We start from the raw sequence: 24558 nt of genomic DNA on the forward strand, positions 1-24558 counted from the left end.
CCCAAAAACCTACCCCGCCCCCCGCCGATAAACCGCCAGCATCCCCGCCAGCCCAATCATCACGCCGCCACAAACGCGGTTCAGCCACCGTAACCCCGAGCCTCTGAACACCCGCACCATCTGCGCACCCAACGCCGCATATACCAGCATCGTCAGCACATTAATCGTGGCGAGCACCCCCGCCACGATCGCGTATTGCACCAATAGCGGTGCCTGGGGATCAATAAACTGCGGCAAGAACGCAGACATGAACAACAGCGCCTTGGGATTGGTCAGCGCCACCAGAAAACTGCGCATCCCCAGCGCCAAGCCGGCCGGTCGCTCTATATCCGTAGCCGCAGACGGCAATACCAACGCAGCATCCGACCGCAGCATCTTCCAGCCCAGATAGGCCAAATACGCCGCGCCCACCCATTTAATAATCTGGAATGCGACTTCAGACGCGGCCAGCACCACTCCCAAACCGGAAGCCACCGAGCCGACCAGAATCAAGTCGGCAAGTACCGCGCCGGCCATGCCCCAGCTGGCGGCGCGCACGCCGTGGCGCGAGCCGTTGCTCATGGCAAGCAGCGTGGTGGGGCCGGGGGTGATGATGGCGACGGCCGAGGCCAGGATGAACAACAGCAAGGTGGCGGTGGACATAAAGCGGGCTCCTAGGCAGCGGCCAGTTTGATCTGGCCAGCGCCATTCGTCCAGGTCCGGCTACCATATCGGTCTTATTCTCAGAATTCCCACCATGTCCACGCGTTCCGACTCCCCCCATCTTGCCCCTCCGCTTTCCTCCGTACTTCTTTCCAGCGCGGGGGTGGTCGAGAGTGTGCTGGACGGCCGTTCCCTGACGGACGCGTTGACCGATGTCAGCGTTGCCTTGCGCCCGGCGACCCAGGCGGTATCTTTTCATGCGATGCGATACCTGGGCTGGGCCGATGCCGTGGGCCGTGAGTTGGTTCAGCGTTACCCCAGCGTGTTGTTCGAATCGCTGCTGCTGGTGTCGCTGACGCTGCTGAAAGAAGAGGGCGAGGCCGCCGCGCAGTTGCCGGGCATGCCGGTTTATGCGGCCCACACGGTCGTGGACCAGGCGGTGACGGCGGCGTCCAATACGCGCAGCCTTGCGTCGTTCAAGGGCATGCTCAACGCCTGCCTGCGCCGCTTCCTGCGCGAGCGGGTGGCGCTTGACGCTGCGGTGGCCGACAGCCCCGAGGCGCAGTGGAACCACCCGGGTTGGTGGGTCAAGCAATTGGGCATCGCGTATCCGCAGGATTGGCAGCGGATTCTGGAATCGGCCAATGTGCCGGCGCCGCTGACGCTGCGCGTGAACCGCCGCCGCGCCAGCCGCGAACAGGTCCTGGCGGCGTTTCAGGACGCGGGCCTGGAGGCGCAACCGGTCGGTCAGGCCGGCCTGGTGCTTGGCAGCCCCAAACCCGTGACACAGTTGCCCGGCTTTGCCGAAGGGTGGTGGTCGGTGCAGGACGCGGGTGCGCAGTTGGCGGCCGAACTGCTGGCGCCCACTGACGGCATGCGCGTGCTGGACGCCTGCTCGGCGCCGGGCGGCAAGACCGCGCACCTGCTGGAACTGGCCGATATCGATCTGGTCGCGCTGGACGCCGACGGCGAACGGCTGGAACGCGTGGAACAAAACCTGGACCGCCTGGGGCTGGCCAGCAAGCGCGTGCGCCTGGAGGCGGCCGATGCGGCCGACCTGGATGCCTGGTGGGACGGCAAGCCTTTCGACGCCGTGCTGGCCGACGTGCCCTGCACGGCATCGGGCATCGTGCGCCGCCACCCCGACATCCGCTGGCTGCGTCGCGAAAACGACGTGCGGCGCACCGCCACCTTGCAGGCCAGGATCCTGGATTCCCTGTGGAAGACCGTGGCGCCCGGCGGCCGGCTGCTTTATGTGACGTGCTCGGTTTTCCCGATCGAAGGGGCGCGCCAGGCGCTTGAATTCCTGCAACGCCACCCCGAAGCCCAACGGCTGGATGCGCCCGGCCAGTTGCTGCCAGTTGCGCTCGATGCAACACCGGTCGAGCAACATGACGGCTTTTTCTACGCCTTGTTTGCCAAGCAGTCCTGAATCACCAAGAATAGGGGCATGACGGTGTTGCGGTGTCGTATGTCCACTATTTCGCGTTTATTTCTAGGGTTGTTGCTGGTATCTACCTTGCTTTGTTCCGTGCCGGGCGGCGACGTTCATGCCGCCGAGCCCCGGGTGACGCGGGTAGAGCCCGCGGTACGCAATGGCAAGCTCGAGATCGATGCCGACATTGAATTCGAATTGAACCAGCAGTTGCGGGACGCCGCCCAGCGCGGCGTCCCCTTGTATTTCACGGCCGACCTGACCATGACGCAACAGCGCTGGTATTGGTTCGACAAGTCGCTGGTGGACACCTCACGCACGTGGCGGGTCGTCTATAACGCGCTGACGCGGCAGTGGCGCGCGGGCGTCGGCGAACTTTCGTTTCCGGTGGCCTCGCTGGACGACGCCATGAGCGTCATCCGCCATATCCGCAACTGGTCGGTGGCGGATGCCGCCGATTTTGACGCCGGCGTGCTGTACGGCGGGCAGCTGCGGCTGCGCCTGGACACCTCGCTCTTGCCCCGGCCGTTCCAGGTGAATGCACTAAATAGCAGTTCGTGGGCGCAAGGCACGCCCTGGACGGAGTTCTCGTTCATGCTGAGCGACCAGGAGAAAGATCCCTCATGAGGCTATTGCTTCGGCTGGCCCTGATGGTGGGGGCCGTAAGTGGCCTGGCGTTGCTGGGCCTGCTGGCGTGGTCCACGGGCAATGCGTCGCGCTTTGCGCGTTACTACGATACGTTGCTGGTGCTGAACGGCATTTTCGCGCTGGCGCTGTTTATCTGGGTGGTGGCGCTGACGGTGCGCTTGGCGCGTCAGATCCGGCGTCGGCAATTTGGCGCGCGGTTGACCGCGCGCTTTTCGTTGGCCTTCGCCTTGATTGGCGTCGTGCCGGGGGCGCTGATCTACACCGTGTCGGTGCAGTTCATGTCCCGCTCGATCGAATCCTGGTTCAACGTGCGGGTCGATACCGCCCTGGAAGCCGGCCTGAACCTGGGCCGCGCCGCCCTGGACTCGCTGCTGGCCGACCTGGACGCGCGCGCGCGCTCCATGGCCGTCGAACTGAATCGCAATACCGATAGCGGCGTGACGCTGGCGTTGACCCGTCTGCGCGAGGCCAACGGCGTGCAAGAGGCCATGGTCTTCACGGGCAGTGGCCGCATGGTGGCGTTTTCCACCAGCCAGTACGGCCAGTTGCTGCCGGCGATGCCGCCGTCCACCGTCATGAATCAGTTGCGCCTGTCGCGCGGCTATTCCGCGGCCGAAGCCGACGATCCCGTCACCCCGGGCGCCGAGGGCGGGCTGCATTTGCGGGTCGTGATCCCGCTGACCGGGCCCGACCGCTACGACAATCTGCTGGGTGCCACGTCCGAGCCGCGCTGGCTGCAACTCTTGCAACCCGTGCCGGAACAGATCGCGCATAACGCCAATCTGGTGCAGCAGGGCTTTCGGGATTATCAGGAACTGGCCCTGTCGCGGCTGGGGTTGCGCAAGCTGTATGGCATCACCCTGACGCTGGCGCTGCTGCTGGCCGCGTTTGGCGCTATTGCGGTGGCGCTGTCCCTATCCAAGCGCCTGGTGCGGCCGCTGCTGAGTCTTGCCGGCGGCACGCAGGCGGTGGGCGTGGGGGATTACCGGCCGCTACCTGAACCCCCGGAACGCGACGAAGTCGGCCAGCTGACGCGGTCGTTCAATGCCATGACGCGCCAGCTGGACGAGGCGCGCCGCATGGTGGAAAGCAATCGTCAGCAGTTGGAACGGTCCAACGTCTATCTGGAAAGCGTGCTGTCGAACCTGTCGTCCGGGGTGCTGGTGTTTGATGAGTCGTTCCGCGTGACGACGGTCAACCAGGGCGCGCAGACGATTTTGGGCGTCGACCTGCGTTCGGTCATCGGCCGGCCGTTGGAAACCGTGGACGGCATGCTGGAATTTGCGAACATCGTGCGCCAGGCGTTCTCGACGCACGCGGCGGTGGGATCCGAGCGCCAGCACTGGCAGCAGCAGTTCGAGATCGGCCCGGCCCAGGCCGATGCGCCCACCGCGCCCCAGCCCCTGACGCTGCTGGCGCGCGGCACCCATCTGCGCGTGGACGGGCGCGGCAACGGCTATCTGGTGGTGTTCGACGACATTACCGAAGTGATTTCCGCCAACCGTACCGTGGCCTGGGGCGAAGTCGCGCGTCGCCTCGCCCACGAAATCAAGAACCCGCTGACGCCCATCCAGCTGTCCGCCGAACGGCTGGCCATGAAGCTGGAAGGCAAGCTGCAACCGGCCGAGGCGCAGATCGTGCAGCGGTCCACCAATACCATCGTCAACCAGGTGGCTTCGCTCAAGCAGATGGTGGACGACTTCCGCGAATACGCGCGCACGCCGCCAGCCGTCATGCAGCGCATCGACTTCAATGCGCTGGTGGCCGACGTGCTGTCGCTATACGGCTGGGAGCCGGACGGCGGCGTTTCACGCGCGACGGGCAAGGCCTTGAATCTGGATGTGTCGCTGGCACCGGGCCTGCCCGAGATCGAGGGCGACCCTACCCAGCTGCGCCAGGTCATTCACAACCTGCTGTCCAACGCCCGTGACGCCATCGCCGAGTCGGGCGGCCAGGGGCGGGTCAGCGTGACGACGCAGTTGATGCGCAGCGAGCAGCCGGATCGGGCCGACCAACAGGCCCTGAGATTTACCGTTGCGGACACGGGGCCGGGCTTTCCGGCGCAGGTGATGCAGCGCGCGTTCGAGCCCTACGTAACCACAAAGTCCCACGGGACTGGGTTAGGATTGGCAATCGTGCGCAAGATCGTTGAAGAGCACGGCGGGCGTATCGACCTTGCTAACCGCAAGGAAGGGGGGGCGCGGATTTCCATCTTGTTGACCCGGTTGGCGGTGACCACCGGGGCAGACACTATGGACGCGACCGCGCAAGAAAAGGATAATGCGGCTACGCAATAGGTGGGATGCTTTATGGCCAGAATTCTGGTGGTTGACGACGAAGTTGGTATACGCGAGCTTTTGTCGGAGATCCTTTACGACGAAGGACACACGGTCGAACTGGCCGAAAACGCAGCGCAAGCGCGCGCCGCTCGCCTTCGCATGCGTCCTGATCTGGTGTTGCTGGACATCTGGATGCCGGACACCGACGGCGTAAGTTTGCTGAAAGAGTGGGGCTCGCAAGGGCTGCTCGATATGCCGGTGATCATGATGAGCGGCCACGCCACCATCGACACGGCAGTGGAAGCGACGCGCATCGGCGCCATGGATTTCCTGGAAAAGCCCATCACGCTGCAACGGCTGCTCAAGACCGTGGCGGCGGGTTTGGCTCGTGGGCGCGCCCCGCACCCGGCGCCCGTCGCCGTGCATCCGGCCGCGGTCAGCCCGGCCGTGGCGCTGGAAGACGAGCTTGACCCCTCTGTGTTGACGACGGCGCCGGCCAACGAAGTGCCGGTCACGTCCAACGGCCAGTTGGGCAGCATTTCGCTGGACCAGCCCCTGCGCGAAGCGCGGGACGAATTCGAACGCATCTATTTCGAATATCACTTGGTACGCGAAAGCCACAGCATGACGCGTGTGTCCGAGCGCACCGGCCTGGAACGCACCCACCTTTATCGCAAGCTCAAGCAATTGGGCATCGAGTCGGCGCGCAAGCGCAGCACATGAAAATCCTGATCATGGGCGCTGGTCGCGTAGGCACCAGCGTGGCCGAAAACCTGGTGTCTGAGCAAAACGACATCACCGTGGTGGATACCGATCCCACGCAGCTTCGGTATTTGCAGGAACATTTCGACTTGCGCGTCGTCCATGGCGACGGCTCGCAGGTGTCGGTGCTGGAAGCCGCCGGCGCGGCCGATACCGACCTGTTCATCGCGTGTGCGGCCTCTGACGCCGCCAACATGGTGGCGTGCAAGATCGCCCGCCAGTTGTTCAATATCCCCCGCCGCATCGCCCGTATTCGCTCCGCTGAGTTCCCGGAACACCCGGAACTCATGAGCGAAGAGGGCTTTTGCATTGACGCGCTGATCAGCCCCGAGCGCAGCGTCACCACCTACCTGCATAGCCTGATTGAATTCCCCGAAGCCCTACAGGTCGTGGAATTTGCCGAAGGGCGGGTCAGCGTCGTGACCGTGCGCGTGGGGCATGGCAGCCCGATGGCGCATTCCCCCGTCGACAAGTTGCGCGACGTCTGGCCCGACGTGAAAGCGCGTGTCATTGACGTGCTGCGGGGCGGGCGGCCGCTGCGAGCGGGCAGCGGCACGGTGATCGCCCCGGGCGACGAGGTCGTGCTGGTGGTGGATTCGCGCGATGCGCGCCGCGCCGTGCGCCAGTTGCGTGATGCCGAACGCGCCGTGCGACGCGTCATGATCGCGGGCGGGGGCAACATCGGTTTGCGGCTGGCGCGCCAGCTCGCCGAAGAAAAATACAGCGTTCGCATCATTGAACGCGACCTGAAGCGTTGCGAATACCTGGCGACCCAGTTGCCCGACAGTGTGCTGGTCCTGCACGGCAGCGGCACCGACGAGGCCCTGCTGGAACGCGAAAACATCGAAGACATGGACACCTGGCTCGCGCTGACCAGCGACGACGAGGACAACATCATGTCGTCGCTGCTGGCCAAGCGGCTGGGCGCGCGCAAGGTGATCGCGCTGATCAACCGCCAGGCCTATGGCGAACTGATGCAGGGCAGCCATATCGACATCGCCGTATCCCCGTCGCAAGCCACGATGAGCGAACTGCTGCGCCACGTGCGGCGCGGAGACGTGGCCGCCGTACACCGGCTGCGCCAGGGGGTGGCCGAAGCCCTTGAGGCCATCGCGCACGGCGACCGGTCCACGTCCAAGGTAGTGGGGCGGCCGGTGGGTCAGATCAGCCTGCCCAAGGGCGCCAGCATCGGCGCGCTGGTTCGCGACGACGAAATCATCCTGCCCGACGCCGATACCGTCATTGAAACGGACGACCACGTGATCGTCTTCGTCCCGTCGCGCCGGCAGATGCCGCGCGTGGAAAAGCTGTTTCAAGTTTCGGCGTCCTTTTTCTGATGCACGCACTTTTCAAGCTCCGCCGTGGGCCGGGCGCCGCCGGGTAGGCTGTCATGAAACGCGTCCTGGGCACCCTGTACATATTGGGTCTGACCATGGTGATGTTCGCGCTCACCATGCTGATTCCATTGCTGATCGCCTATGTGGGCGGCGATGCCGCGCGCGATGCGTTCCTGCATGGCTTCCTGATTTCGATGGGCATCGGGGGGACGCTTGCCGCGTTGACCCGGCGCAGCCGCTGCGAACTGCGCGCCCGCGACGGCTTCGTGCTGGTGTCGGCCGTGTGGGCCGGCCTGCCGTTACTGGCCTCGATCCCGTTGATGCTCTACTTTCACCGGGCCGGCTTGCCGCTGTCGTTTACCGGCGCCTATTTCGAGGCCATGTCCGGCCTGACGACCACCGGCGCCACGGTGCTGACCCACCTGGACACCTTGCCGCCATCCATCAACCTGTGGCGGGCCACGCTGATCTGGATCGGCGGCATGGGCATCCTGGTGTTGGCGGTGGCAATTTTGCCGCTGCTGGGCGTGGGTGGCCATCAGGTCGTGCGGGCCGAAACCCCGGGGCCCATGAAAGACGAACGGCTGACACCTCGCATCGCCAGCACCGCCAAGGCGCTGTACGCGGTGTATTTCGTGTTTTCGATCCTGTGTTTCCTGGCGTACCGCGCGGTGGGGCTGTCCTGGTTCGAAGCCTGGTGCCACATGGCCACTACGATGGGCCTGGGCGGGTTCTCCACCTGGGACGACGGCTTTGCGCACTTTGACTCCGTGGCGGTCGAGATGGTGGCCATGGTCTTCATGTTGATCGCCGGCATCAACTTCGCCACGCACTTCAATGCCTTCCGGCAGCGCAGCGCAAACGCGTACCTGCAATGCCCGCAAGCCATTCCGTACCTGGCCGTCGTGCTGGGCGCTGGCCTGGTGATTTCGGTGTTCCTGTACATCAAGGGCGTCTACGCCGAGCCGCTGGAAGCGTTGCGCTACGGCATGTTCAACACCATTTCCATGGCCACCACCACGGGCTATGCCAACACAGATTTTGCCCAGTGGCCCCTGTTCGCGCCGCTGACCATGTTGCTGCTGTCGGGGTTTGCCACGTCGGCCGGATCCACCGGGGGCGGCATCAAGATGATTCGCGCGATCCTGCTGGTCAAGCAGGCGCGCAACGAGCTGGTGACGATGCTGCACCCGCATGCCGTCAGCCCGGTGCGCATCAACGACCGGGCCGTCGAAACCCGCACTATGTCGTCCGTGCTGGCTTTCATGCTGTTTTACGGGCTGTCCATCGCCGTGTTCACCAGCCTGCTGTTGCTGTCGGGGCTGGACCCGATCACCGCGTTCTCGGCCATTTTTGCCAGCATCAACAATACGGGGCCCGGCCTGGGCCCGGTTGGCCCCATGGGCAGTTTTGCGGTGCTGTCTGATTTCCAGATCTGGGTATGCACCTTCGCCATGCTGATCGGGCGCCTGGAATTGCTGACGGTGCTGGTGCTGTTCACGCCCATCTTCTGGCGCAAATAAGGGTCGCCGGACCCCGTTTTTGATCAGGGATAACCCGCTTCAGGGTTATCCCACCCCATCTCGAAAACCGCATATTTCCTGCCGATGCGCGCCCGATCGGCCGGGGACCCGCGCCGTTCCTGAGTTGTAAGCGCTTGCTCACTTATCTTCAGAGGGAAAAACGAGGTGCGTCGCGATGTTGCACACAAATGTCACGATTTTCAATCGTTTTGCCACAAACCTGCGGCTATCATCCATTTCACAAGCTGCCGTCTAGTGCCCCCCGGGACGTCTCCGGGCTTCAAGGTCGAACGGCGCACCCCCTCATACAAACATTCAAAGGAGTCCGGAATGGAACCGATCCCGTTCATTTCGTCGGCCCCCAACACCCTGGGCATCGAACTAGAGTTGCAACTGATCGACCCCCGCAGTTTTGACCTGACCGCAGCCTCTGATGAGCTGCTGGCCCAAATGGCCAATCACCCCATTGCCGACCGCGTCAAACCCGAGATCACGCGGTCCATGATCGAACTGAATTCTTCGGTGCACGAGCACCCCATGGGCCTGTTGGCCGAAATGCGCGAAATGCGCGATGCGCTGGTCGAGGCGGCCGATGCGGTCGGTGTGTCCGTCGCCGGCGGCGGCGCCCACCCCTTCATGCGCTGGCAAGAGCGTTCCATTTCCGACACCCCGCGTTTCCAGTATTTGGCCGAAATGTACGGTTACCTGGCGCGTCAATTTACGGTGTTCGGCCAGCACATCCACCTGGGCGTTCAAAGCGGCGACGACTCCATCAAGTTGCTGCGTCGCCTGTCGCCCTACGTGCCGCACTTCATCGCATTGTCGGCCTCATCGCCTTACTGCGAGGGGGTGGACACGCTGTTCTCCTGCTCGCGCTTGAATGCCGTCAACAGCTTTCCGCTTGCCGGCCACATGCCGCCCGAGGTCAAGGACTGGTATCAGTTCGAGGCCCATCTGGCGCAGTTGCGCGCCTATGGTCTGGCCGAAAGCATCAAGGACCTCTATTGGGACATCCGCCCCAAGCCGGAATTCGGCACGGTTGAAATCCGCGTCTGCGACACGCCGTTGACCGTTGAGCGCGCTTGCCAGATCGCCGCGTTCGCGCAGGCCCTGGCCGTGCTGCTGATGCGCGAGGACGACCCTAGCGACAACGCCTGGCTGTCCTACCGCAGCAACCATTTCCAGGCTTGCCGCTTTGGCCTGCAAGGCAGCTACGTAACGCCGGACGGCCAGCGTCTGCGCCTGATGGATCACCTGCGTGCGCTGTTCCAACGCCTGATGCCGGTGGCGGAAGAGCTGGGCACGGGCGACATGATCGCCGCGCTGCGCGACGATGCCATGCGCAGCGGCAACGATGCGCGCTGGCTGCGTAGCCAGTTCCATCGCCTGCGCGACCTGCCTCTGATGGTGGACGCCATGACGCACGCTTGGCGCGGTGATGCGCCCGCTGCGGCGCCGGCTGAACCCACGGCGGTGCTGCGCCGTCGCATCCGGGCAAATTCCGAGCCGATGCAGCCCTTGTCCGCATCGGAACCGGGCGTCAGCGTGCCGTTGCCGGAACGCTTGCACTGATAGCGCAATGGCGGGAGGGCGACGCGCGCGGGTGCGTGCCGCCCCTGCCGGCCCCGTCGCTTCATGGGTTGCCGCGTTGCCGGCCGCCAATGGCGCTGACCGAGAGCCGGGTTTCTCCGGCTACCGTGCGGTGCGCGGCGGCGCGCCAGGCGTGGCCGTACGCCACTTCGATACTCAGCGTGATCAAGCCGTCCGCGTTGCGCTGCCCTTCCAGCGCGGCGCACAGGCGGTCGCGCCAGTCGCGGCCCACCAGTCCCCCGCGACGCCCCTCTGCCGGGTTGCCGCCCAGCGCGCGCACATCGGCCAGGAGTTTTTCGGGGCTGCGGTAGGTCAGCGTCAGGATTTCCTGGTCCATGACCGGGTCGGCAAAGCCGTTTTCCACCAGCAGGTCGCCAAAGTCATGCATGTCCACAAAGGAAGGCGTGGCGGTGGATAAGCCCGCGTCGGTCAGTGCTTGCCGCAACTCGCGCAAGGTGGCCGGCCCCAGACAGGAAAACATCGCCAGCCCGCCCACCTTCAGGATGCGGCGCCACTCGGCCAGGACGGCGTGTGGCGCGCGGTGCCAGTGCATGGCCAGGTTCGACCACACCAGCTCCAGCGATTCCGGAGGCAAGCCCGTTTCGGCAAGATCGGCGTTGACGAACGCGGGGGCGGCCGGCCCGCGCCGCGCCAGCTTGCCGATCCAGGCGCCCAGGCCGGCCGGTGCATGGCGCTTTCTGGCCAATTCCAGCAGCGGTTCGCAGTTGTCCAGGCCGGTATAAGTCGCGTCCGGGTAGCGTTCGCGCAGCAGCGGCAGGTTGTCGCCCGCGCCGCAGCCTGCATCCAGCATCGCTTGCGGCTGTACCCGGATGTACTGCAAGCGCCCCAACATGCGGCGCGCGACTTCACCGTAGAGAAATTGCGCGTCGGACAAGTCGCCACGACGGGCGAATTGCTTGGGCACGTCGGTGCTGACGATAGGAAGAGAGGGTAGCGGTGCGGATTCTGGAAGGGACATTTCGGTCGCGCCCGCGTCTTGGCCACGGGGCGGAACATGATTACATAAGGGATGGCATCCATTATTGCGCATCCCGGCCGCCGCCTTCGATTGCCCCTACTGGCCTTGGGGCGGCGTCTCTGGTCCCGCGTGGGCTGCGACTGCCCGCTGTGCGGCACCCGTGTGGCGGGCGCGCGCCTGTGCAGCGGGTGCGCGGCCGATATCACCGCCCCGCCGCCGGGCGCCCGGCCGCGTTGTGCGCGCTGTGCATTGCGGCTGCCTGTTGCGGCGTCGGCATGTCCGGCTTGCCTGGGCGCGCCGCGCGCCTACGGGCGGACCATCGCGGCCTTTGACTACACGCCGCCCGCCGATGCGCTGATCCGCATGCTGAAGACCCAGCTGCGGCTGAGCATGGCGCCGGTGCTTGCGTGCTTGCTGGCCGACGCTATCCGGCGCGACGGCGGTTTGCCGCAAGGCGTGTTGCTGGCGCCGGTGCTGGCCAGCCGCGCATCGTTACGCCTGCGCGGCATGAATCCCGCAGCTGAGATCGCGCGCAGCCTGGCCACGCAGCTGGATGTGCCGCTGGCGCGCCAGGCGCTACGACGGCTGCGCGAGACACCCCGGCAGACGGGCTTGGGGCGCCGCGCCAGGCGTCGCGTGGTGGCAGGCCTGTTCGGCGCTACCCCGGTGGTGCGCGGCCGCCATGTGGCCTTGGTGGATGACGTGATGACCACAGGCAGCACCGTACAAGCCGCCGCCACCGCCTTGATCGCGGCGGGCGCGGCCGGTGTGACGGTGCTGGTGGCCGCCCGCACGCCCTGATCACCGACGGCAGCTTGCCCCGCCCAAATCGGCGACAATTCCGCCACGCGGCCACTCTGGCGCCGCCAGCCGTCTTAGCCTCAGCTTCCTACCGCCATGTTCCACGTCATCCTCGTCTGCCCCGAGATTCCCCCCAACACCGGCAACGCCATCCGGCTGTGCGCCAATACGGGCGCCCAATTGCACCTGGTGCGCCCGCTAGGATTCGAACTGGATGACGCCCGCATGCGGCGCGCCGGGCTGGACTATCACGAGTGGCAGCCCGTGCGGGTGCACGACACATTGCAGGATGCGCTGGATGACACCGGCGCGGACACGTCTGGCATCTACGCGCTGACCACGCACGCCCAGCGCAGCGTGGCCGACGTGGCGTTCAAGCCGGGCGATGTGTTTGTCTTCGGCCGCGAGACGGCCGGGCTGTCGGACGAACATCAGGCGATGTTCCCGCCGCAGCAGCGCCTGCGGCTGCCCATGCGTGCCGGCCAGCGCAGCTTGAATCTGTCCAACGCCGTCGCGGTGACGGTGTTCGAAGCCTGGCGTCAGCAGGGCTTCGAAGGCGGTTCATAAGCCGGCGGCGGCAGGCCCCGTAAGGTCGGGGCCGGGCCTGCCGGTCCAGGCTTCAATCCAGCGACAGCTTCAGCTTTTCAATCACCTGGTCCCAACGCGCTTTTTCGTTCTTGATGCGCAGGGTCAGCGCCTCGGGCGTGGACGGGGCTGGGGTGAAGTACTGCAACGCCAACTGTTTGCGCACGGCGTCGCTGTTGATGACGCGCGCCAGTTCGCTATTCAGCCGTTCGATGATGGGCGTGGGCGTGCCCGCCGGAACCAGCACCGCGTTCCACGAAATGGCTTCGAAGTCGGGATAGCCTTGCGAGGCCATCGTCGGCACGCCCGGCAGCGCTTCGCTGGGTTGCAGGCTGGTCACCGCCAACAGCTTGACCTTGCCGTCGCGCGCCTGCGGCACCGCGATGGCGGGCACCATGAAACCGGCCTGCACGTCGCCGCCGATGATGGCGGTAATAACCTGCGGGAACCCGGAATAGGGGATGTGCGCCAGGTCCACGCCCGCGCTTTCCTTGAACATCTCCATGGCCAGATGCGCCGAACTTCCCGGCCCCACCGACCCGTAGTTCAGCGAATTGCCGCGTCCCTTGACCAGCTTGACGAAGTCCTGGACGTTATCGACCTTCAGGCTGCCCGGCACGACCAGCACGTTGGGGCTGGTGCCCACCAGGCTGACCGGCGCCAGGTCCTTGACCGGGTCGTAGCCCAGCGTTTTCTTGTACAGCGTAGGAGCGGTGACCAGCGGGCCGTTGATCGTGTAGAGCAGCGTGTAGCCGTCAGGCTTGGCCTGCGAAACCACGCGCGTGCCGATGTTGCCGCCGGCGCCCGGCTTGTTGTCGATCACGATGGGCTGGCCCAGCGCCTGCGACAGCGGCTCCGAAATCGTCCGCGCCAGGATGTCCGGGGACGAGCCCGGCGGAAACGGCACCACCATGTGGATGGGGTGATCCGGCCAGTCGGCGTGGGCGGCGGCCGGCAACACGGCGGCCAGGCTGAGGCACAGGCCGCGCAGAAGCGGGCCGACCCGGAATTGTCGGGTTTGCGTCATGAAGGATGTCTCCTCGGGATGGGCAGGTTTTTTGTTGTCAGGAAGAAATCAAAGATGGCCGCCCAGGGATTCGTCCAGCGGGCCGCTGGAGTTCGCGCTGACGTTCGCAATTTCGTCAGCGCTTTCATCGCGCGGGTCGCGCGCCAGCAAGGCCGACACGGCGGTCATGGGGGCGACGCCGTCAAACAACACGGCGCAGACGGCTTCGGTGATGGGCAGTTCGACATGGATGGCGCGGGCGCGGTCACGCGCGGCGCGGGCGCAACGCACGCCTTCGGCCGTGATGCCGCTGGCCAGGATATCGACCAGCTTGCGTCCGGCGCCGATTTCCAGTCCCACGCGGCGGTTGCGGGATAGTTCGCCGGTGGCAGTCAGGACCAGGTCGCCCAGGCCGGTCAGCCCGGCAAACGTTTCGCCGCGCGCACCCAGCGCGACGCCAAAGCGCGTCATTTCCGCCAGGCCGCGCGTGATCAGCGCGGCGCGTGCGTTGGTGCCCAGCGCCAGGCCGTCGCCGATGCCGCAGGCCACCGCGATCACGTTCTTCAGGGCGCCGCCGACTTCCACGCCGACCAGGTCCGAGCTGGCGTAGACGCGCAGCGCCGCGCCGTGCAAGGCGGCGGTGGTGGCATCGCGCAAAGCGGTATGGGTGCTGGCCACGGTCAGCGCCACGGGCAGGCCCTGGGCCACTTCGCGCGCAAACGACGGGCCGGACAAGGCGCCGCCGATTGCGCCGGGCAGGGCCTCGCGCACGATCTCGTGGGGCAGCCTGGCCGTGTCGGCTTCAAAGCCCTTGCACGTCCAGACGATAGGGGTGTCTTGCAGGCCCAGCACCGGCAGGCGGCGGGCCAGTTCACTACAGGTCGCGGCCAGGCCGGCCACGGGCACGCCCAGCACGATCAGCGCACGCGCGTCGTCCGCTTGCAGGCTGCGCAGCGTGGCGTCCAGATCGGACGAAAAATTCAGGGATGGGGGCAGGGTGATGCCCGGCAGGTAGCGCGCATTTTCGTGCGAGGCGGCCATGTCGGCGGCCTGCGCGGCGTCGCGCGCCCAAAGGACGGTGGGGTGGCGGCGGCTGGCGGCCGCCGCCAGCGCGGTGCCCCAACTTCCCGCACCCAGGACGGCAACGCGCAAGCGCGGCAGAGCGGGATGGTTCATCGGGGCGGACGCGCTTACTGGCGGGTGGCGCTGGCGGGCAGGATGATGCCCGAATCGCTGCCATTGCCGTTGCCGTTGGCGGCGCCTTGCTGCTGCTGTTGCAACTCGGCCAGGCGCTGTTCGTACAGCGCTTGGAAGTTCACTTCGGTCAGGTGCAGCGGCGGCATCGAGGTGCGCGTGATCGCGTCGGCGATGTTGGCGCGCAGGTACGGGTACAGCATCGTCGGGCAAACAATGCCCAGCAGCGGATCCAGCTGTTCTTCGGGGATGTTGGCCGCTTCGAAGATGCCGGCTTGCGTGCCTTCGACCAGGTACACGACCTTGTCGTTGATGCGGGTGGTGACGGTGACGGTGACCGTGGTTTCGAACACGGTGTCGGCCAGACGCTGGCCGCCCACGGTGATGCTGACTTCAACCTGGGGCGCTTCTTGCTCCAGGAAGACGTGAGGCGCGTTCGGCATTTCCAGCGAAAGGTCTTTCAGGTAGACGCGTTGCAGGTTGAACGAGGGCGCGTCGTTGCCGCCTTCTTGCTGGGTGTTTTGGTCTTGATCAGCCATGAGTGATTCCGTTGGTGGAGGGGGCAAAAGTAGAAGCGATTAGCCGTTCAGCAGGGGGGCAAGGCCACCCGAGCGGTCCAGGGCCATCAGGTCGTCGCAACCGCCGACATGAGTATCGCCGATGAAGATTTGCGGCACGGTGCGTCGGCCGGTACGTTCGATCATGACATCGCGCTGTGACGGATCGCGGTCGATCTGGATGATTTCCAGGTCGGTCACGCCACGCTGCTCGAGCAGGGCCTTCGCGCGTGAGCAATAGGGACAGTAGTCCTTGCTGTACATGACGACTTTATTCATAGGCGCTCCTCGATAGATTCAAGATTGATGATGGGACAGCCCCGGTTCAGCCCTTTTGGGTGACCGGCAGGCTGGCGGCCGACCAGGCGCGCATGCCGCCATCGAGCGGCACCGCGTCGGCAAAGCCTTGCGCGCGCAGCTTGGCGGCCACGCGGGCCGAATCGCGGCCATTGTCACAAACCACAACCAGCGGCTTGTTCTTGGGCAGCGAGGCGGCTTTCTGTTCGATGTCGGCTGCCGGCACATTTCGTGCCTGGGCGATGTGGCCGGCCTGGAATTGTTCGACGGGACGCACGTCCACCCAGACGGCGTTGCGCTGGTTCACCATCTGGATGGCCTCGCCAGTGCTGACGGCCGAGCCGCTGCGGCCCTTGCGCAGGGCGGGAATCGCCAGCATCACGCCGGAGATCACGGCGACGCCGACGATGAAGACGTTGTTTTTATCGAGCAAGAATTGCAAAAGATCCACGGGTCATCCTGAAGTGCGGCAGCTAGCCGGATATGGGCGAACCCTCGGCCAACCCGCGGGCGCCGCGCCAGGGAATTGGACGAGTGCGCCGGGGCAAAATCAAGGGCAAAATCACTCAATTATAAAATGAGCGCATTCTTTAACCATCCTTTAACTTTAACCCGCGCGGAAAGCGTGCCAAACCATGCATAAACTTGTTCTGATGCGCCACGGCGAAAGCCAGTGGAATCTGGAAAACCGCTTCACCGGCTGGACCGACGTCGACCTGACCGAAACCGGCCGCGAACAGGCTCGCCGAGCCGGCGAACTGCTCAAGAAAGAAGGCTACACGTTCGACCTGGCGTACTCGTCGGTGCTCAAGCGCGCCATCCGCACCTTGTGGATCGCGCTGGACGCCATGGACGCGATGTACACCCCGGTGGGTGTGAACTGGCGCCTGAACGAACGCCACTACGGCGCGCTGCAAGGCCTGAACAAGGCTGAAACCGCCGCCAAGTACGGCGACGAACAGGTCCTGATCTGGCGCCGCGCGTACGCCATCGCCCCGGAACCGTTGTCGCTGGACGACGAACGCCACCCGCGTTTTGACAGCCGCTACGCCAAGATCCCGGCCGATCAGCTGCCCGCCACCGAGTGCCTGAAAGACACCGTGAACCGGGTGCTGCCGTTCTGGAACGATTCCATCGCCCCGGCCATCCGCGCCGGTCGCAACGTGCTGATCGCCGCCCACGGCAACAGCCTGCGCGCGCTGATCAAGCATCTGGACAACGTGTCCGATGACGACATCGTCAACCTGAACATCCCCACTGGCCAGCCGCTGGTCTACGAATTGGATGATGACCTGCGCCCGATCCGCCACTATTATCTGGGCGATGCCGCCGAGATCGAGGCGGCCATGGCTGCGGTTGCCGCTCAAGGCAAGGCTAAGAAGGACTGATATCTCTATGCGTCGCACGGCAGGGTTGTTGTTGGCGGTCATGTTGACCGGTGGGGCGCTATCGGCTCGCGCCGCGCCCAACGACCTTGCCGGCCGCCAGTCTGACGCCGAGCGTCAGCAGGCGGCGCTGCGCGACCGTATCGAGAATCTGCAAAAAGAGATCGACGGGCGCGAAGCCGCCCGCAAGGAAGCCGCCGACGCGCTCAAGCAGTCGGAATCGGCCATCTCGAAGATCAATCTGCGCCTGCGCGAACTGGCCGATGCCGGGCGCCAGGCGCAGACGGACCTGACCAGCCTCGAAAAGCAGATCGGCGTGCAGGAAACGGTGCTGGCCAAGCGTCGTACCGAACTGGCCGATCAGCTTCGCACCCAATACACCAGCGGGCTATCGCCCTGGACAGCGCTGCTGTCCGGCGACGATCCCCAGGTGCTGGGCCGCAATCTGGGCTACCTGGACTACGTGTCGCAGGCACGTGCCAATGCCGTCAAGGCACTGCGGGCCGACATCGACCGTCTGGCCGCGCTGCAAACGCGCGCCGACGCCCGCCGTGCCGAGATTGAAAAAGTCGTGGCCGAAACGTCCGAGCAGAAGGCTGCATTGGTCGGGCAGCAGAAAGAACGCGCCACGCTGTTGGCGCAACTGGAAGGGCAGATCGCCGCCCAGCGCGCCGAAGCCAACAAGCTGGGGCGTGATGACCAGCGCCTGTCGCGCCTGATCACCGATCTGGACGCGGCGATTGCCAAGCAGATCGAAGAAGCTCGCAAGGCCGAAGAGGCACGCAAGAAAGCCGAAGAGGCCCGCCGCATTGAAGAGGCGCGCCGCGCCGCTGAAGAATCCCGCAAACGCGCCGAAGCCGAGCGCCGCGCCGACGAGGCCCGCAAGAAAGCCGAGGCCGATAGCAAGCGGGCTGCCGAAATCGCCGCCCGCCGCGATCGCGATAGCCGCGATGCCCGCGACGCCGCCCAGGCGCGCGAGCAGGTCGAAGCGGCGTCGCGCCAAAGCCGTGGCCCGGTCGCCGTCGCCGATCCGGATGCCGCCGGATTACGTCCTGCTGAACAAAAACACACGCGCCTGACCGATCCGGCCCAGGCGCCGACCCAAGCGCCGAACCAGGCGCCCGCCAAATCGGAAGATCCTCCAAAAAAGGCGGAACCCGCCGAGGCCGAGACCACTCCAACCCGCAGCGCATCGGCGCAGCAGACCCGTGCTGCCCCGCCCGTGGGCGGCGGCAACGGCCTGAAGCATGGCCTGGCCATGCCGGTGCGCGGCCAGGTGCAGGGCCGCTTCGGGGTCGACCGCCCCGACGGCGGCGTCTGGCGCGGCGTGGTGCTGCGCGCGCCCGAGGGCACGCCCGTCAAAGTCGTGGCCCCCGGCACGGTGGTCTACGCCGAATGGCTGCGTGGTTTTGGCAACCTCATCATCGTGGATCACGGGCAGCAATACCTGACGGTCTATGCTTACAACCAAAGTCTGCTCAAACGGGTGGGGGATTCGGTGACAGGTGGCGATACTATTGCTACGGTAGGGGCAACCGGCGGCCAAGTGGAATCCGGCCTATACTTTGAAATTCGCCATCGTGGCGCTCCTGTGGACCCGGCCCAGTGGCTGGCCCAATAGGTTGGTAGGTACAAGTCGTTGGTAAATTACCAAACCCCCATCGGCGAAAACAAAATTCGGGAAGTGTGCATGGGCACTCGCAAGTTTCGCGGTTTCGGTCTGATTGCCATCGGTGCGGTGGCTGGCGTATTGCTTAGCGTAGGGGTGACGGCAGTCGCCCAGCGCGGCAGCCCTTTGCCCTTGGACGAGCTCAGGCAACTGAGCAATGTTTTCGCGGCCATCAAGAACAACTATGTCGAAGCGGTCGACGACAAGACCCTGATCGACAACGCGATCTCGGGCATGGTCTCGAACCTTGACCCGCATTCGGCCTATCTGGATGCCGACGCGTTCCGTGAAATGCAGACGGCGACCCAAGGCGAGTTCGGCGGCCTGGGTATCGAAGTTGGCGCGGAAGACGGCTTCGTCAAGGTCATCTCGCCCATCGAAGATACGCCCGCCGCGCGCGCCGGCGTCATGGCCGGTGACCTCATCATCAAGATCGACGACACGCCCACCAAGGGCATGACCCTGAACGATGCGGTCAAGCTCATGCGTGGCGCGCCCAAGTCGCCCATCACGCTGACCATCATGCGCGCCGACCGTCCTCAGCCCATCGTGCTGAAGATTGTTCGCGACGTCATCAAGGTTCGCAGCGTGCGCAGCAAGATGCTGGATAACGGCATCGGCTACGTCCGCGTTGCCCAATTCCAGGAAAAGACCGGCTCCGACCTGGCCAAGCAACTGAAGGACCTGGGCGCGAAAGAAGCGCCCAAGGGCCTGGTGCTGGACCTGCGCAACGATCCGGGCGGCTTGCTGACCAGCGCCATCGGTGTGTCGGGCGCGTTCCTGCCGCCGGATGCCCTGGTGGTGTCCACCGATGGCCGTACGCCTGACGCCCGCCACAAGTATCTGGCCACGCCGTCGGAATACGCTCGCGGTGAAAGCAACTACCTGTCCGGCTTGCCGGCCTGGACCAAGACGGTTCCGATGGTGGTGCTGGTCAACGTCGGTTCGGCTTCGGCTTCCGAAATCGTGGCCGGTGCGCTGCAAGATCACAAGCGCGCCAAGGTGCTGGGCAACCGCACGTTCGGCAAGGGCTCGGTGCAGGTGATCCTGCCGCTGTCCGAATCCACCGCCGTCAAGTTGACGACCTCGCGCTACTTCACGCCCAGCGGTCGTTCGATCCAGGCCACGGGTATCGAACCGGACTTCGTTGTTGCCGACACGGCCGACGGCGACCTGTTCCGCCTGCCGCGCGAAGCCGACCTGCAACGCCACCTGTCCAACCCCGAGACCGCCAACGAGGTGAAGTCCAACTCGGCGCAAGACAACGTGGACGTGCCGACCAAGGTGTTCGAATTTGGCGGCAAGGACGACTTCCAACTGCAACAAGCGCTGAATGTGCTGGCCGGCAAGCCGGTACAGAAGGGTTCGGCGCGCGCCCAGGCCAAGGCTGATGCCAAGGCCGGTGGCGGCACTCCCACGCGCATGAAGATCACGCCGACCGGAGTCGAGCCCAACAAGGACAAATGAACGACGAGCAACTGCTGCGCTACGCCCGCCACATCCTGCTCGACGAGCTGGGTATCGAAGGGCAGGAAAAACTGCTGGCGGCGCGTGTGCTCATCGTAGGGGCGGGTGGACTCGGTTCACCCGCCGCGCTCTACCTGGCGACTGCCGGCGTAGGCGACATCACCCTTGCTGACGACGACACTGTCGAGCTCAGCAATCTGCAACGCCAGATTCTCCACACCACCTCCAGCGTCGGCCGTCACAAGGCCGAGTCGGGGCGTGACATGCTGGCCGCCTTCAACCCGCAGGCGCGAGTCCATGCCCGCGTGGAACGCTTGCAAGGCGATGCGCTGTCCGATGCCGTTGCCGCGGCGGACCTGGTGCTGGACTGCACCGACAACTTCACCACCCGCCACGCCATCAACCGCGCCTGCGTGCAGCATCGCAAGCCGCTGGTGTCGGGCGCCGCCATCCGATTTGACGGGCAGGTCAGCGTGTACGACCTGCGCGACGACAACGCGCCGTGCTACCACTGCCTGTTCCCGGAAGCCGACGACGTCGAGGAAGCCAACTGCGCCACCATGGGCGTGTTTGCCCCGGTGGTGGGCATTATCGGCAGCATGCAGGCGGCCGAAGCCCTGAAGCTGCTGTCCGGCGTAGGCGAAAGCCTGTCGGGCCGGCTGCTTTGGCTGGATGTGCGCACCATGCAATGGCGCAGCGTCAACGTACAGCGGGACCCGGAATGCGCCGTTTGCGGCCATCGGGGGCGCTGAAGCGGGCTTTTTCGCAACGCGAATTGCAGGGTCCGGCGTGCCCTTATTGCCCTTGCGGACAATATTAAAGGCCTGAAATACCTGCTATAACGCCAGCCAGCCTACCGAAATCAAAGGCGGCAATGTGGACGTGACGGCGTGGAAACAGGACTGAAGTTCAGCTTGCCCAAGTGGCGCCTGACGCGCTGGCTTACCCATTCCGGGCCGGATACGCCCGCGGACATCCGTGCCGCGCTGATCGCCAGCCTGTTCGGCACGCTGCCCATCTTTGCCGGCGGCGTCATCAACACCTTGATGATTTCGGGCGTGGTGACCTGGCGGCGGCCCGAACCGCTATACATATCCTGGCTGCTGCTGGAAGTGGTGCTGGCCATCGTGCGCGTCACGATCCTGCGCGCGGCCTTGCGCGCCGCGCCCAAGGGCGGCAACACCCATACCGACCTCTACATTCTGTTGGCGCTGCTGTGGGCGTTCAGCGTGGGGTACGGCGTCTTCATCACCTTCATCAATGGCGACTGGCTGGCCGCAACGCTGGCGGGCATATCCTGCGGCGCGATGGCGGGCGGCATCTGCTTTCGCAACTATGGCGCGCCTCGGCTGGTGGCCGCCATGATCTTCCTGAGCCTGGGCCCCATGTGCCTGGGCGCCTTGTTTACGGGCGAAATCGTTACGGCCATCGTCTTTATCCAGATTCCGTTCTACCTGGTCAGCATGACCATCGCGTCACATCGGCTCAACCGTATCCTGGTCTCTACCATGCTGGCCGAACGCGCCAGCGAACGCCGCGCCAATGAAGACGCGCTGACCGGGCTGGCCAACCGCACCGGCCTGCAAGTGGCCCTGGAGCGCGTTTGCGCCAGTGCGCGCGGGCACGACAGCGACGCGGCGCTGCTCTATATGGACATGGATGATTTCAAGCGCATCAACGACACCTACGGGCATGCGGCGGGTGACCTGGTGTTGACCACGATCGCCCGGCGCATGCGAGCCATGCTGCGGGTGGACGACGTGGCGGCTCGCATCGGCGGGGATGAATTCATCGTGCTGGTCACCGGCATCGACGCCACGGCGGCGCTGCGGCTGGGCGAGCATCTGCTGCTGGATGCCTTGCAGCCCATCGCGTTGGCGGACGGTACGCGGGTGATTGTGGGGATGTCGATCGGCATCTCGATCATCTCGGCCGGCAACCGCAACCCGCAGGCGGCGCTGGATTCCGCCGATGCCGCGCTGTACCGCGCCAAGGCCAGGGGTGGCCGCTGCTGCGAAGTCGACGGCGGGGCGGCCCGGGTGGACGAAGCCACTGTGGCCGGCGGCGACAGCGCGACGGCGGCGGCCTGAGAGCAGGTAAGAGCCTCAGCAGCGCCGCCAGTACCGGCACTACCGACATCGCGCGCCCTTATCCATTCCTGGACTGAAAGTTATCAGATAACCTGAAAAGTTGTCTATAATCCGCCGATGCTCACCAAAAGCCTCACCCTGACTGAACAAGTCGCCCAGCAGATCGCCACGGATATCGCCGACGGCGTGCATCCGGTTGGCGCCAAGCTGCCGCCCGGCCGCGTGCTGGCGGACCAATACGGCGTCAGTGCCGCCGTCATCCGCGAAGTCACCGAACGGCTGCGCGCTCAGGGCCTGATTCAAAGCCGCCAAGGGTCGGGCAGCACCGTGGTGTCGCGCACCGGCGGGCAGGGGTTTCAGGTATCCAGCGGCATCGCGGTCAACCGCGAGCAGTTGGCCAACGTCTATGAATTGCGCATGGAACTGGAAGGGGGCGCGGCAGCGCTGGCCGCCATGCGGCGCAACGCCGCCGACCTGACCGCCATGGCCCAGGCGCTGGCCTCGCTTGAAGCGCATCTTGAGCACCCCGAACAAGGCGTTGAACACGACATCTCTTTTCACGTTGCCATTGCCGCCGCCACGCACAACCGCAGCTATCAAGACCTGTTGCAGTACCTGAACCGACAGCTGCGCCTGGCCGTCAGCACCGCGCGGTCCAACAGCCGCTTGCACGACGGTTTGACCGCTGCCGTGCACCAGGAACACGTCGCCGTATTCGAGGCCATCCGTGCGCGCAACCCCGACCGTGCCCGGCAAGCCGCCGTCCGTCATTTGCAGCAGGCGGCCACCCGCCTGCAACTCGATCAACTTTTCCCCGCAGCCACGCCGACATCATGACCGCATCCGACTTTCCGCAACGCCTGGTCCAAGCCCTGGGCCCCGACACCGTGTTCACTGCCGACGCGGACATCGCGCCCTGGTTGTCCGATTGGCGCGGCCTGTACAACGGCCACGCCCAAGCCGTCGTACGCCCGCGCAACACGGCTGAAGTGGCCGCCTGCCTGGCCCTGTGCCAGCAGGAAGGCGTGCCGGTTGTGCCGCGTGGCGGCAATACCGGCCTGTGCGGGGGCGCCACGCCTGACGGCAGCGCCAGGAACGTCGTGTTAAGCCTGGACCGCATGAACGCCGTGCGTTCCATCGACACCGTCGCAAACACCCTGGTGGCCGAAGCGGGCGCCATCCTGGGCAACCTGCGCCGCGCCGCGCAAGACGCCGGCCGCCTGTTGCCGCTAAGCCTGGCGGCGGAAGATTCCAGCCAGATCGGCGGCAACGTCGCCACCAATGCCGGTGGCGTGAACGTGGTGCGCTACGGCATGGCGCGCGAGCTGGTGCTGGGCCTGGAAGCCGTGCTGCCCACCGGCGAAATCTTCAATGGCCTGCGCACGCTGCGCAAGGACAACACGGGCTACGACCTGAAGCAGCTGCTGATCGGGTCCGAAGGCACGCTGGGCGTGATCACGGCGGTGGCGTTGCGGCTGTTCCCGCGTACCGACGTGCGTTCCGTGGTGCTGACGGCGGTCGAGTCGCCCGCGCAGGCGCTGCAACTGTTCGAGGTTCTGTTCGAGCAGTGCGGCGCGCGCTTGCAGGCGTTCGAATATTTCTCTGGCGACTGCCTGGACCTGGTGCTGACGCATGCCGAAGGCGTGCAAGAGCCGTTTGATCAGCGCTACCCGGCTTACGTGCTGATCGAGCTTGCCGACACCGCCGACGAAGCCGGGCTGACGGCCTTGCTGGAAAACGTGATCGGTACGGCGTTGGAACGCGGCTTGTGCCTGGATGCCGCCGTGTCGGCGTCAATGGCGCAATTGCAGACCCTGTGGAAGCTGCGCGAAGAAATCTCCGAAGCGCAACGTGCCGATGGCCCACACTTGAAGCACGACGTGTCGCTGCCCATCGAACGCATTCCCGAATTCATGGTGTCCGCCGAGGCCCGCGTGCGCGCGCTGTTCCCGGATATTCGCCCGTTCATCTTCGGCCACTTCGGCGACGGCAACCTGCACTACAACCTGTCCCGCCCCGCCGGCGCGGCGCGTGACTGGGTGGCCGTGAATGGCGCCGCGATTACCGACGCGGTGCTGGACGAGGTCAACCGCTACGGCGGCAGCATCTCGGCCGAACACGGCATCGGCCAACTCAAGCGCGACCACTTCCTGCACAGCAAAGACCCGGTCGAGCTGCGCCTGATGCGCGAGATCAAAAAAGTCATGGACCCGGCCGGGATCATGAACCCGGGCAAATTGCTGTAAGGCAAACTGCCATTGCATTGATCCCGGCGGCTTTCGCGCGCGCGGCCTGCTCCCACATCAGGTAGC

At 65.4% G+C, this 24558-nt stretch carries 23 protein-coding genes; 16 read left to right on the top strand and 7 right to left on the bottom strand.

Annotated elements, in window-relative coordinates:
* Positions 1-9: 9 nt before the first annotated feature.
* On the bottom strand, positions 10-642 hold the full coding sequence (locus AC6LJY_RS14440) for a LysE family translocator (protein WP_498136236.1): 633 nt from the start codon (positions 640-642) through the stop codon (positions 10-12).
* A gap of 94 nt (positions 643-736) precedes the next feature.
* Between AC6LJY_RS14440 and rsmB the strand changes: the two genes are divergently transcribed.
* The 7 genes from rsmB to AC6LJY_RS14475 all read left to right on the top strand — a co-directional run bounded on the left by rsmB (position 737) and on the right by AC6LJY_RS14475 (position 10198).
* Positions 737-2074 (top strand): 16S rRNA (cytosine(967)-C(5))-methyltransferase RsmB, encoded by a 1338-nt coding sequence (rsmB, locus tag AC6LJY_RS14445; protein WP_219991344.1) that lies wholly within the window; start codon positions 737-739, stop codon positions 2072-2074.
* An 18-nt stretch (positions 2075-2092) separates the two neighbouring features.
* A complete protein-coding gene (locus AC6LJY_RS14450; protein ID WP_046803149.1) occupies positions 2093-2704 on the top strand; it encodes a DUF4390 domain-containing protein in 612 nt (203 codons plus the stop codon).
* Complete coding sequence (locus AC6LJY_RS14455) at positions 2701-5022, top strand: sensor histidine kinase (protein ID WP_046803150.1); 2322 nt, start codon at positions 2701-2703, stop codon at positions 5020-5022. Before AC6LJY_RS14450 ends, AC6LJY_RS14455 begins: the two co-directional genes overlap by 4 nt.
* Before the next feature lie 12 nt (positions 5023-5034).
* Complete coding sequence (locus tag AC6LJY_RS14460; RefSeq protein ID WP_498136237.1) at positions 5035-5727, top strand: response regulator; 693 nt, start codon at positions 5035-5037, stop codon at positions 5725-5727.
* A complete protein-coding gene (gene trkA, locus AC6LJY_RS14465; RefSeq protein WP_046803152.1) occupies positions 5724-7103 on the top strand; it encodes a Trk system potassium transporter TrkA in 1380 nt (459 codons plus the stop codon). The genes AC6LJY_RS14460 and trkA overlap by 4 nt, the downstream gene beginning before the upstream one ends.
* A gap of 53 nt (positions 7104-7156) precedes the next feature.
* Positions 7157-8626 carry a TrkH family potassium uptake protein gene (locus AC6LJY_RS14470; RefSeq protein ID WP_046803153.1) on the top strand — a complete coding sequence of 490 codons (1470 nt, stop codon included), beginning with the start codon at positions 7157-7159 and terminating at the stop codon, positions 8624-8626.
* Positions 8627-8956: 330 nt separating this feature from the next.
* A complete protein-coding gene (locus tag AC6LJY_RS14475) occupies positions 8957-10198 on the top strand; it encodes a YbdK family carboxylate-amine ligase (RefSeq protein ID WP_046803154.1) in 1242 nt (413 codons plus the stop codon).
* 61 nt (positions 10199-10259) lie between these two features.
* Here the strand turns inward: AC6LJY_RS14475 and AC6LJY_RS14480 are convergent, their stop codons facing one another.
* On the bottom strand, positions 10260-11195 hold the full coding sequence (locus AC6LJY_RS14480; protein ID WP_314355335.1) for a methyltransferase domain-containing protein: 936 nt from the start codon (positions 11193-11195) through the stop codon (positions 10260-10262).
* Between the two features lie 249 nt (positions 11196-11444).
* Between AC6LJY_RS14480 and AC6LJY_RS14485 the strand changes: the two genes are divergently transcribed.
* Both AC6LJY_RS14485 and AC6LJY_RS14490 read left to right on the top strand, forming a co-directional pair.
* The gene (locus AC6LJY_RS14485) at positions 11445-11996 is read left to right on the top strand and encodes a ComF family protein (RefSeq protein WP_498136238.1); all 552 of its coding nucleotides are present in this window, start codon (positions 11445-11447) and stop codon (positions 11994-11996) included.
* Positions 11997-12092: 96 nt separating this feature from the next.
* A complete protein-coding gene (locus AC6LJY_RS14490; protein WP_120157182.1) occupies positions 12093-12563 on the top strand; it encodes a tRNA (cytidine(34)-2'-O)-methyltransferase in 471 nt (156 codons plus the stop codon).
* Positions 12564-12615: 52 nt separating this feature from the next.
* Here the strand turns inward: AC6LJY_RS14490 and AC6LJY_RS14495 are convergent, their stop codons facing one another.
* The 5 genes from AC6LJY_RS14495 to AC6LJY_RS14515 are packed head-to-tail and all read right to left on the bottom strand — an operon-like array spanning position 12616 to position 16086.
* Complete coding sequence (locus AC6LJY_RS14495) at positions 12616-13608, bottom strand: Bug family tripartite tricarboxylate transporter substrate binding protein (protein ID WP_046803157.1); 993 nt, start codon at positions 13606-13608, stop codon at positions 12616-12618.
* 48 nt (positions 13609-13656) lie between these two features.
* Positions 13657-14763, bottom strand: a complete 1107-nt coding sequence (locus AC6LJY_RS14500) for an NAD(P)H-dependent glycerol-3-phosphate dehydrogenase (RefSeq protein WP_498136239.1) — start codon at positions 14761-14763, stop codon at positions 13657-13659.
* A gap of 14 nt (positions 14764-14777) precedes the next feature.
* Entirely contained in the window at positions 14778-15320 is a 543-nt protein-coding gene (gene secB, locus AC6LJY_RS14505; RefSeq protein ID WP_006216245.1) for a protein-export chaperone SecB, read from the bottom strand.
* Positions 15321-15359: 39 nt separating this feature from the next.
* On the bottom strand, positions 15360-15617 hold the full coding sequence (gene grxC / locus AC6LJY_RS14510; protein WP_006216244.1) for a glutaredoxin 3: 258 nt from the start codon (positions 15615-15617) through the stop codon (positions 15360-15362).
* 46 nt (positions 15618-15663) lie between these two features.
* A complete protein-coding gene (locus AC6LJY_RS14515) occupies positions 15664-16086 on the bottom strand; it encodes a rhodanese-like domain-containing protein (RefSeq protein ID WP_046803159.1) in 423 nt (140 codons plus the stop codon).
* Between the two features lie 184 nt (positions 16087-16270).
* On the opposite strand from AC6LJY_RS14515, the gene gpmA reads away from it, so the two are divergent.
* From gpmA to AC6LJY_RS14550, 7 genes are all read left to right on the top strand, one after another.
* The gene (gene gpmA, locus AC6LJY_RS14520; RefSeq protein WP_046803160.1) at positions 16271-17023 is read left to right on the top strand and encodes a 2,3-diphosphoglycerate-dependent phosphoglycerate mutase; all 753 of its coding nucleotides are present in this window, start codon (positions 16271-16273) and stop codon (positions 17021-17023) included.
* A 7-nt stretch (positions 17024-17030) separates the two neighbouring features.
* The gene (locus AC6LJY_RS14525) at positions 17031-18641 is read left to right on the top strand and encodes a murein hydrolase activator EnvC family protein (protein WP_314355337.1); all 1611 of its coding nucleotides are present in this window, start codon (positions 17031-17033) and stop codon (positions 18639-18641) included.
* 69 nt (positions 18642-18710) lie between these two features.
* Complete coding sequence (locus AC6LJY_RS14530) at positions 18711-20156, top strand: S41 family peptidase (protein WP_104142688.1); 1446 nt, start codon at positions 18711-18713, stop codon at positions 20154-20156.
* Complete coding sequence (locus tag AC6LJY_RS14535; RefSeq protein ID WP_046803163.1) at positions 20153-20908, top strand: HesA/MoeB/ThiF family protein; 756 nt, start codon at positions 20153-20155, stop codon at positions 20906-20908. Before AC6LJY_RS14530 ends, AC6LJY_RS14535 begins: the two co-directional genes overlap by 4 nt.
* A gap of 138 nt (positions 20909-21046) precedes the next feature.
* Complete coding sequence (locus AC6LJY_RS14540; protein ID WP_104142691.1) at positions 21047-22246, top strand: GGDEF domain-containing protein; 1200 nt, start codon at positions 21047-21049, stop codon at positions 22244-22246.
* 117 nt (positions 22247-22363) lie between these two features.
* Complete coding sequence (locus tag AC6LJY_RS14545) at positions 22364-23083, top strand: FadR/GntR family transcriptional regulator (RefSeq protein ID WP_120157178.1); 720 nt, start codon at positions 22364-22366, stop codon at positions 23081-23083.
* Positions 23080-24492 (top strand): FAD-binding oxidoreductase, encoded by a 1413-nt coding sequence (locus tag AC6LJY_RS14550; protein WP_498136240.1) that lies wholly within the window; start codon positions 23080-23082, stop codon positions 24490-24492. The genes AC6LJY_RS14545 and AC6LJY_RS14550 overlap by 4 nt, the downstream gene beginning before the upstream one ends.
* Positions 24493-24558 lie beyond the last annotated feature (66 nt).

It is taken from the genome of Achromobacter sp. RT286_PF, from assembly GCF_059760425.1.

Bases quoted from the DNA above. Each gene is read 5' to 3' on its own strand.
- trkA (WP_046803152.1), top strand. From the start codon at position 5,724: ATGAAAATCCTGATCATGGGCGCTGGTCGCGTAGGCACCAGCGTGGCC.
- AC6LJY_RS14470 (WP_046803153.1), top strand. From the start codon at position 7,157: ATGAAACGCGTCCTGGGCACCCTGTACATATTGGGTCTGACCATGGTG.
- AC6LJY_RS14480 (WP_314355335.1), bottom strand. From the start codon at position 11,195: ATGTCCCTTCCAGAATCCGCACCGCTACCCTCTCTTCCTATCGTCAGC.
- rsmB (WP_219991344.1), top strand. From the start codon at position 737: ATGTCCACGCGTTCCGACTCCCCCCATCTTGCCCCTCCGCTTTCCTCC.
- AC6LJY_RS14500 (WP_498136239.1), bottom strand. From the start codon at position 14,763: ATGAACCATCCCGCTCTGCCGCGCTTGCGCGTTGCCGTCCTGGGTGCG.
- AC6LJY_RS14545 (WP_120157178.1), top strand. From the start codon at position 22,364: ATGCTCACCAAAAGCCTCACCCTGACTGAACAAGTCGCCCAGCAGATC.
- secB (WP_006216245.1), bottom strand. From the start codon at position 15,320: ATGGCTGATCAAGACCAAAACACCCAGCAAGAAGGCGGCAACGACGCG.
- AC6LJY_RS14460 (WP_498136237.1), top strand. From the start codon at position 5,035: ATGGCCAGAATTCTGGTGGTTGACGACGAAGTTGGTATACGCGAGCTT.
- gpmA (WP_046803160.1), top strand. From the start codon at position 16,271: ATGCATAAACTTGTTCTGATGCGCCACGGCGAAAGCCAGTGGAATCTG.
- AC6LJY_RS14550 (WP_498136240.1), top strand. From the start codon at position 23,080: ATGACCGCATCCGACTTTCCGCAACGCCTGGTCCAAGCCCTGGGCCCC.
- AC6LJY_RS14535 (WP_046803163.1), top strand. From the start codon at position 20,153: ATGAACGACGAGCAACTGCTGCGCTACGCCCGCCACATCCTGCTCGAC.
- AC6LJY_RS14450 (WP_046803149.1), top strand. From the start codon at position 2,093: ATGACGGTGTTGCGGTGTCGTATGTCCACTATTTCGCGTTTATTTCTA.
- AC6LJY_RS14530 (WP_104142688.1), top strand. From the start codon at position 18,711: ATGGGCACTCGCAAGTTTCGCGGTTTCGGTCTGATTGCCATCGGTGCG.
- AC6LJY_RS14495 (WP_046803157.1), bottom strand. From the start codon at position 13,608: ATGACGCAAACCCGACAATTCCGGGTCGGCCCGCTTCTGCGCGGCCTG.
- grxC (WP_006216244.1), bottom strand. From the start codon at position 15,617: ATGAATAAAGTCGTCATGTACAGCAAGGACTACTGTCCCTATTGCTCA.
- AC6LJY_RS14490 (WP_120157182.1), top strand. From the start codon at position 12,093: ATGTTCCACGTCATCCTCGTCTGCCCCGAGATTCCCCCCAACACCGGC.
- AC6LJY_RS14525 (WP_314355337.1), top strand. From the start codon at position 17,031: ATGCGTCGCACGGCAGGGTTGTTGTTGGCGGTCATGTTGACCGGTGGG.
- AC6LJY_RS14475 (WP_046803154.1), top strand. From the start codon at position 8,957: ATGGAACCGATCCCGTTCATTTCGTCGGCCCCCAACACCCTGGGCATC.
- AC6LJY_RS14455 (WP_046803150.1), top strand. From the start codon at position 2,701: ATGAGGCTATTGCTTCGGCTGGCCCTGATGGTGGGGGCCGTAAGTGGC.
- AC6LJY_RS14440 (WP_498136236.1), bottom strand. From the start codon at position 642: ATGTCCACCGCCACCTTGCTGTTGTTCATCCTGGCCTCGGCCGTCGCC.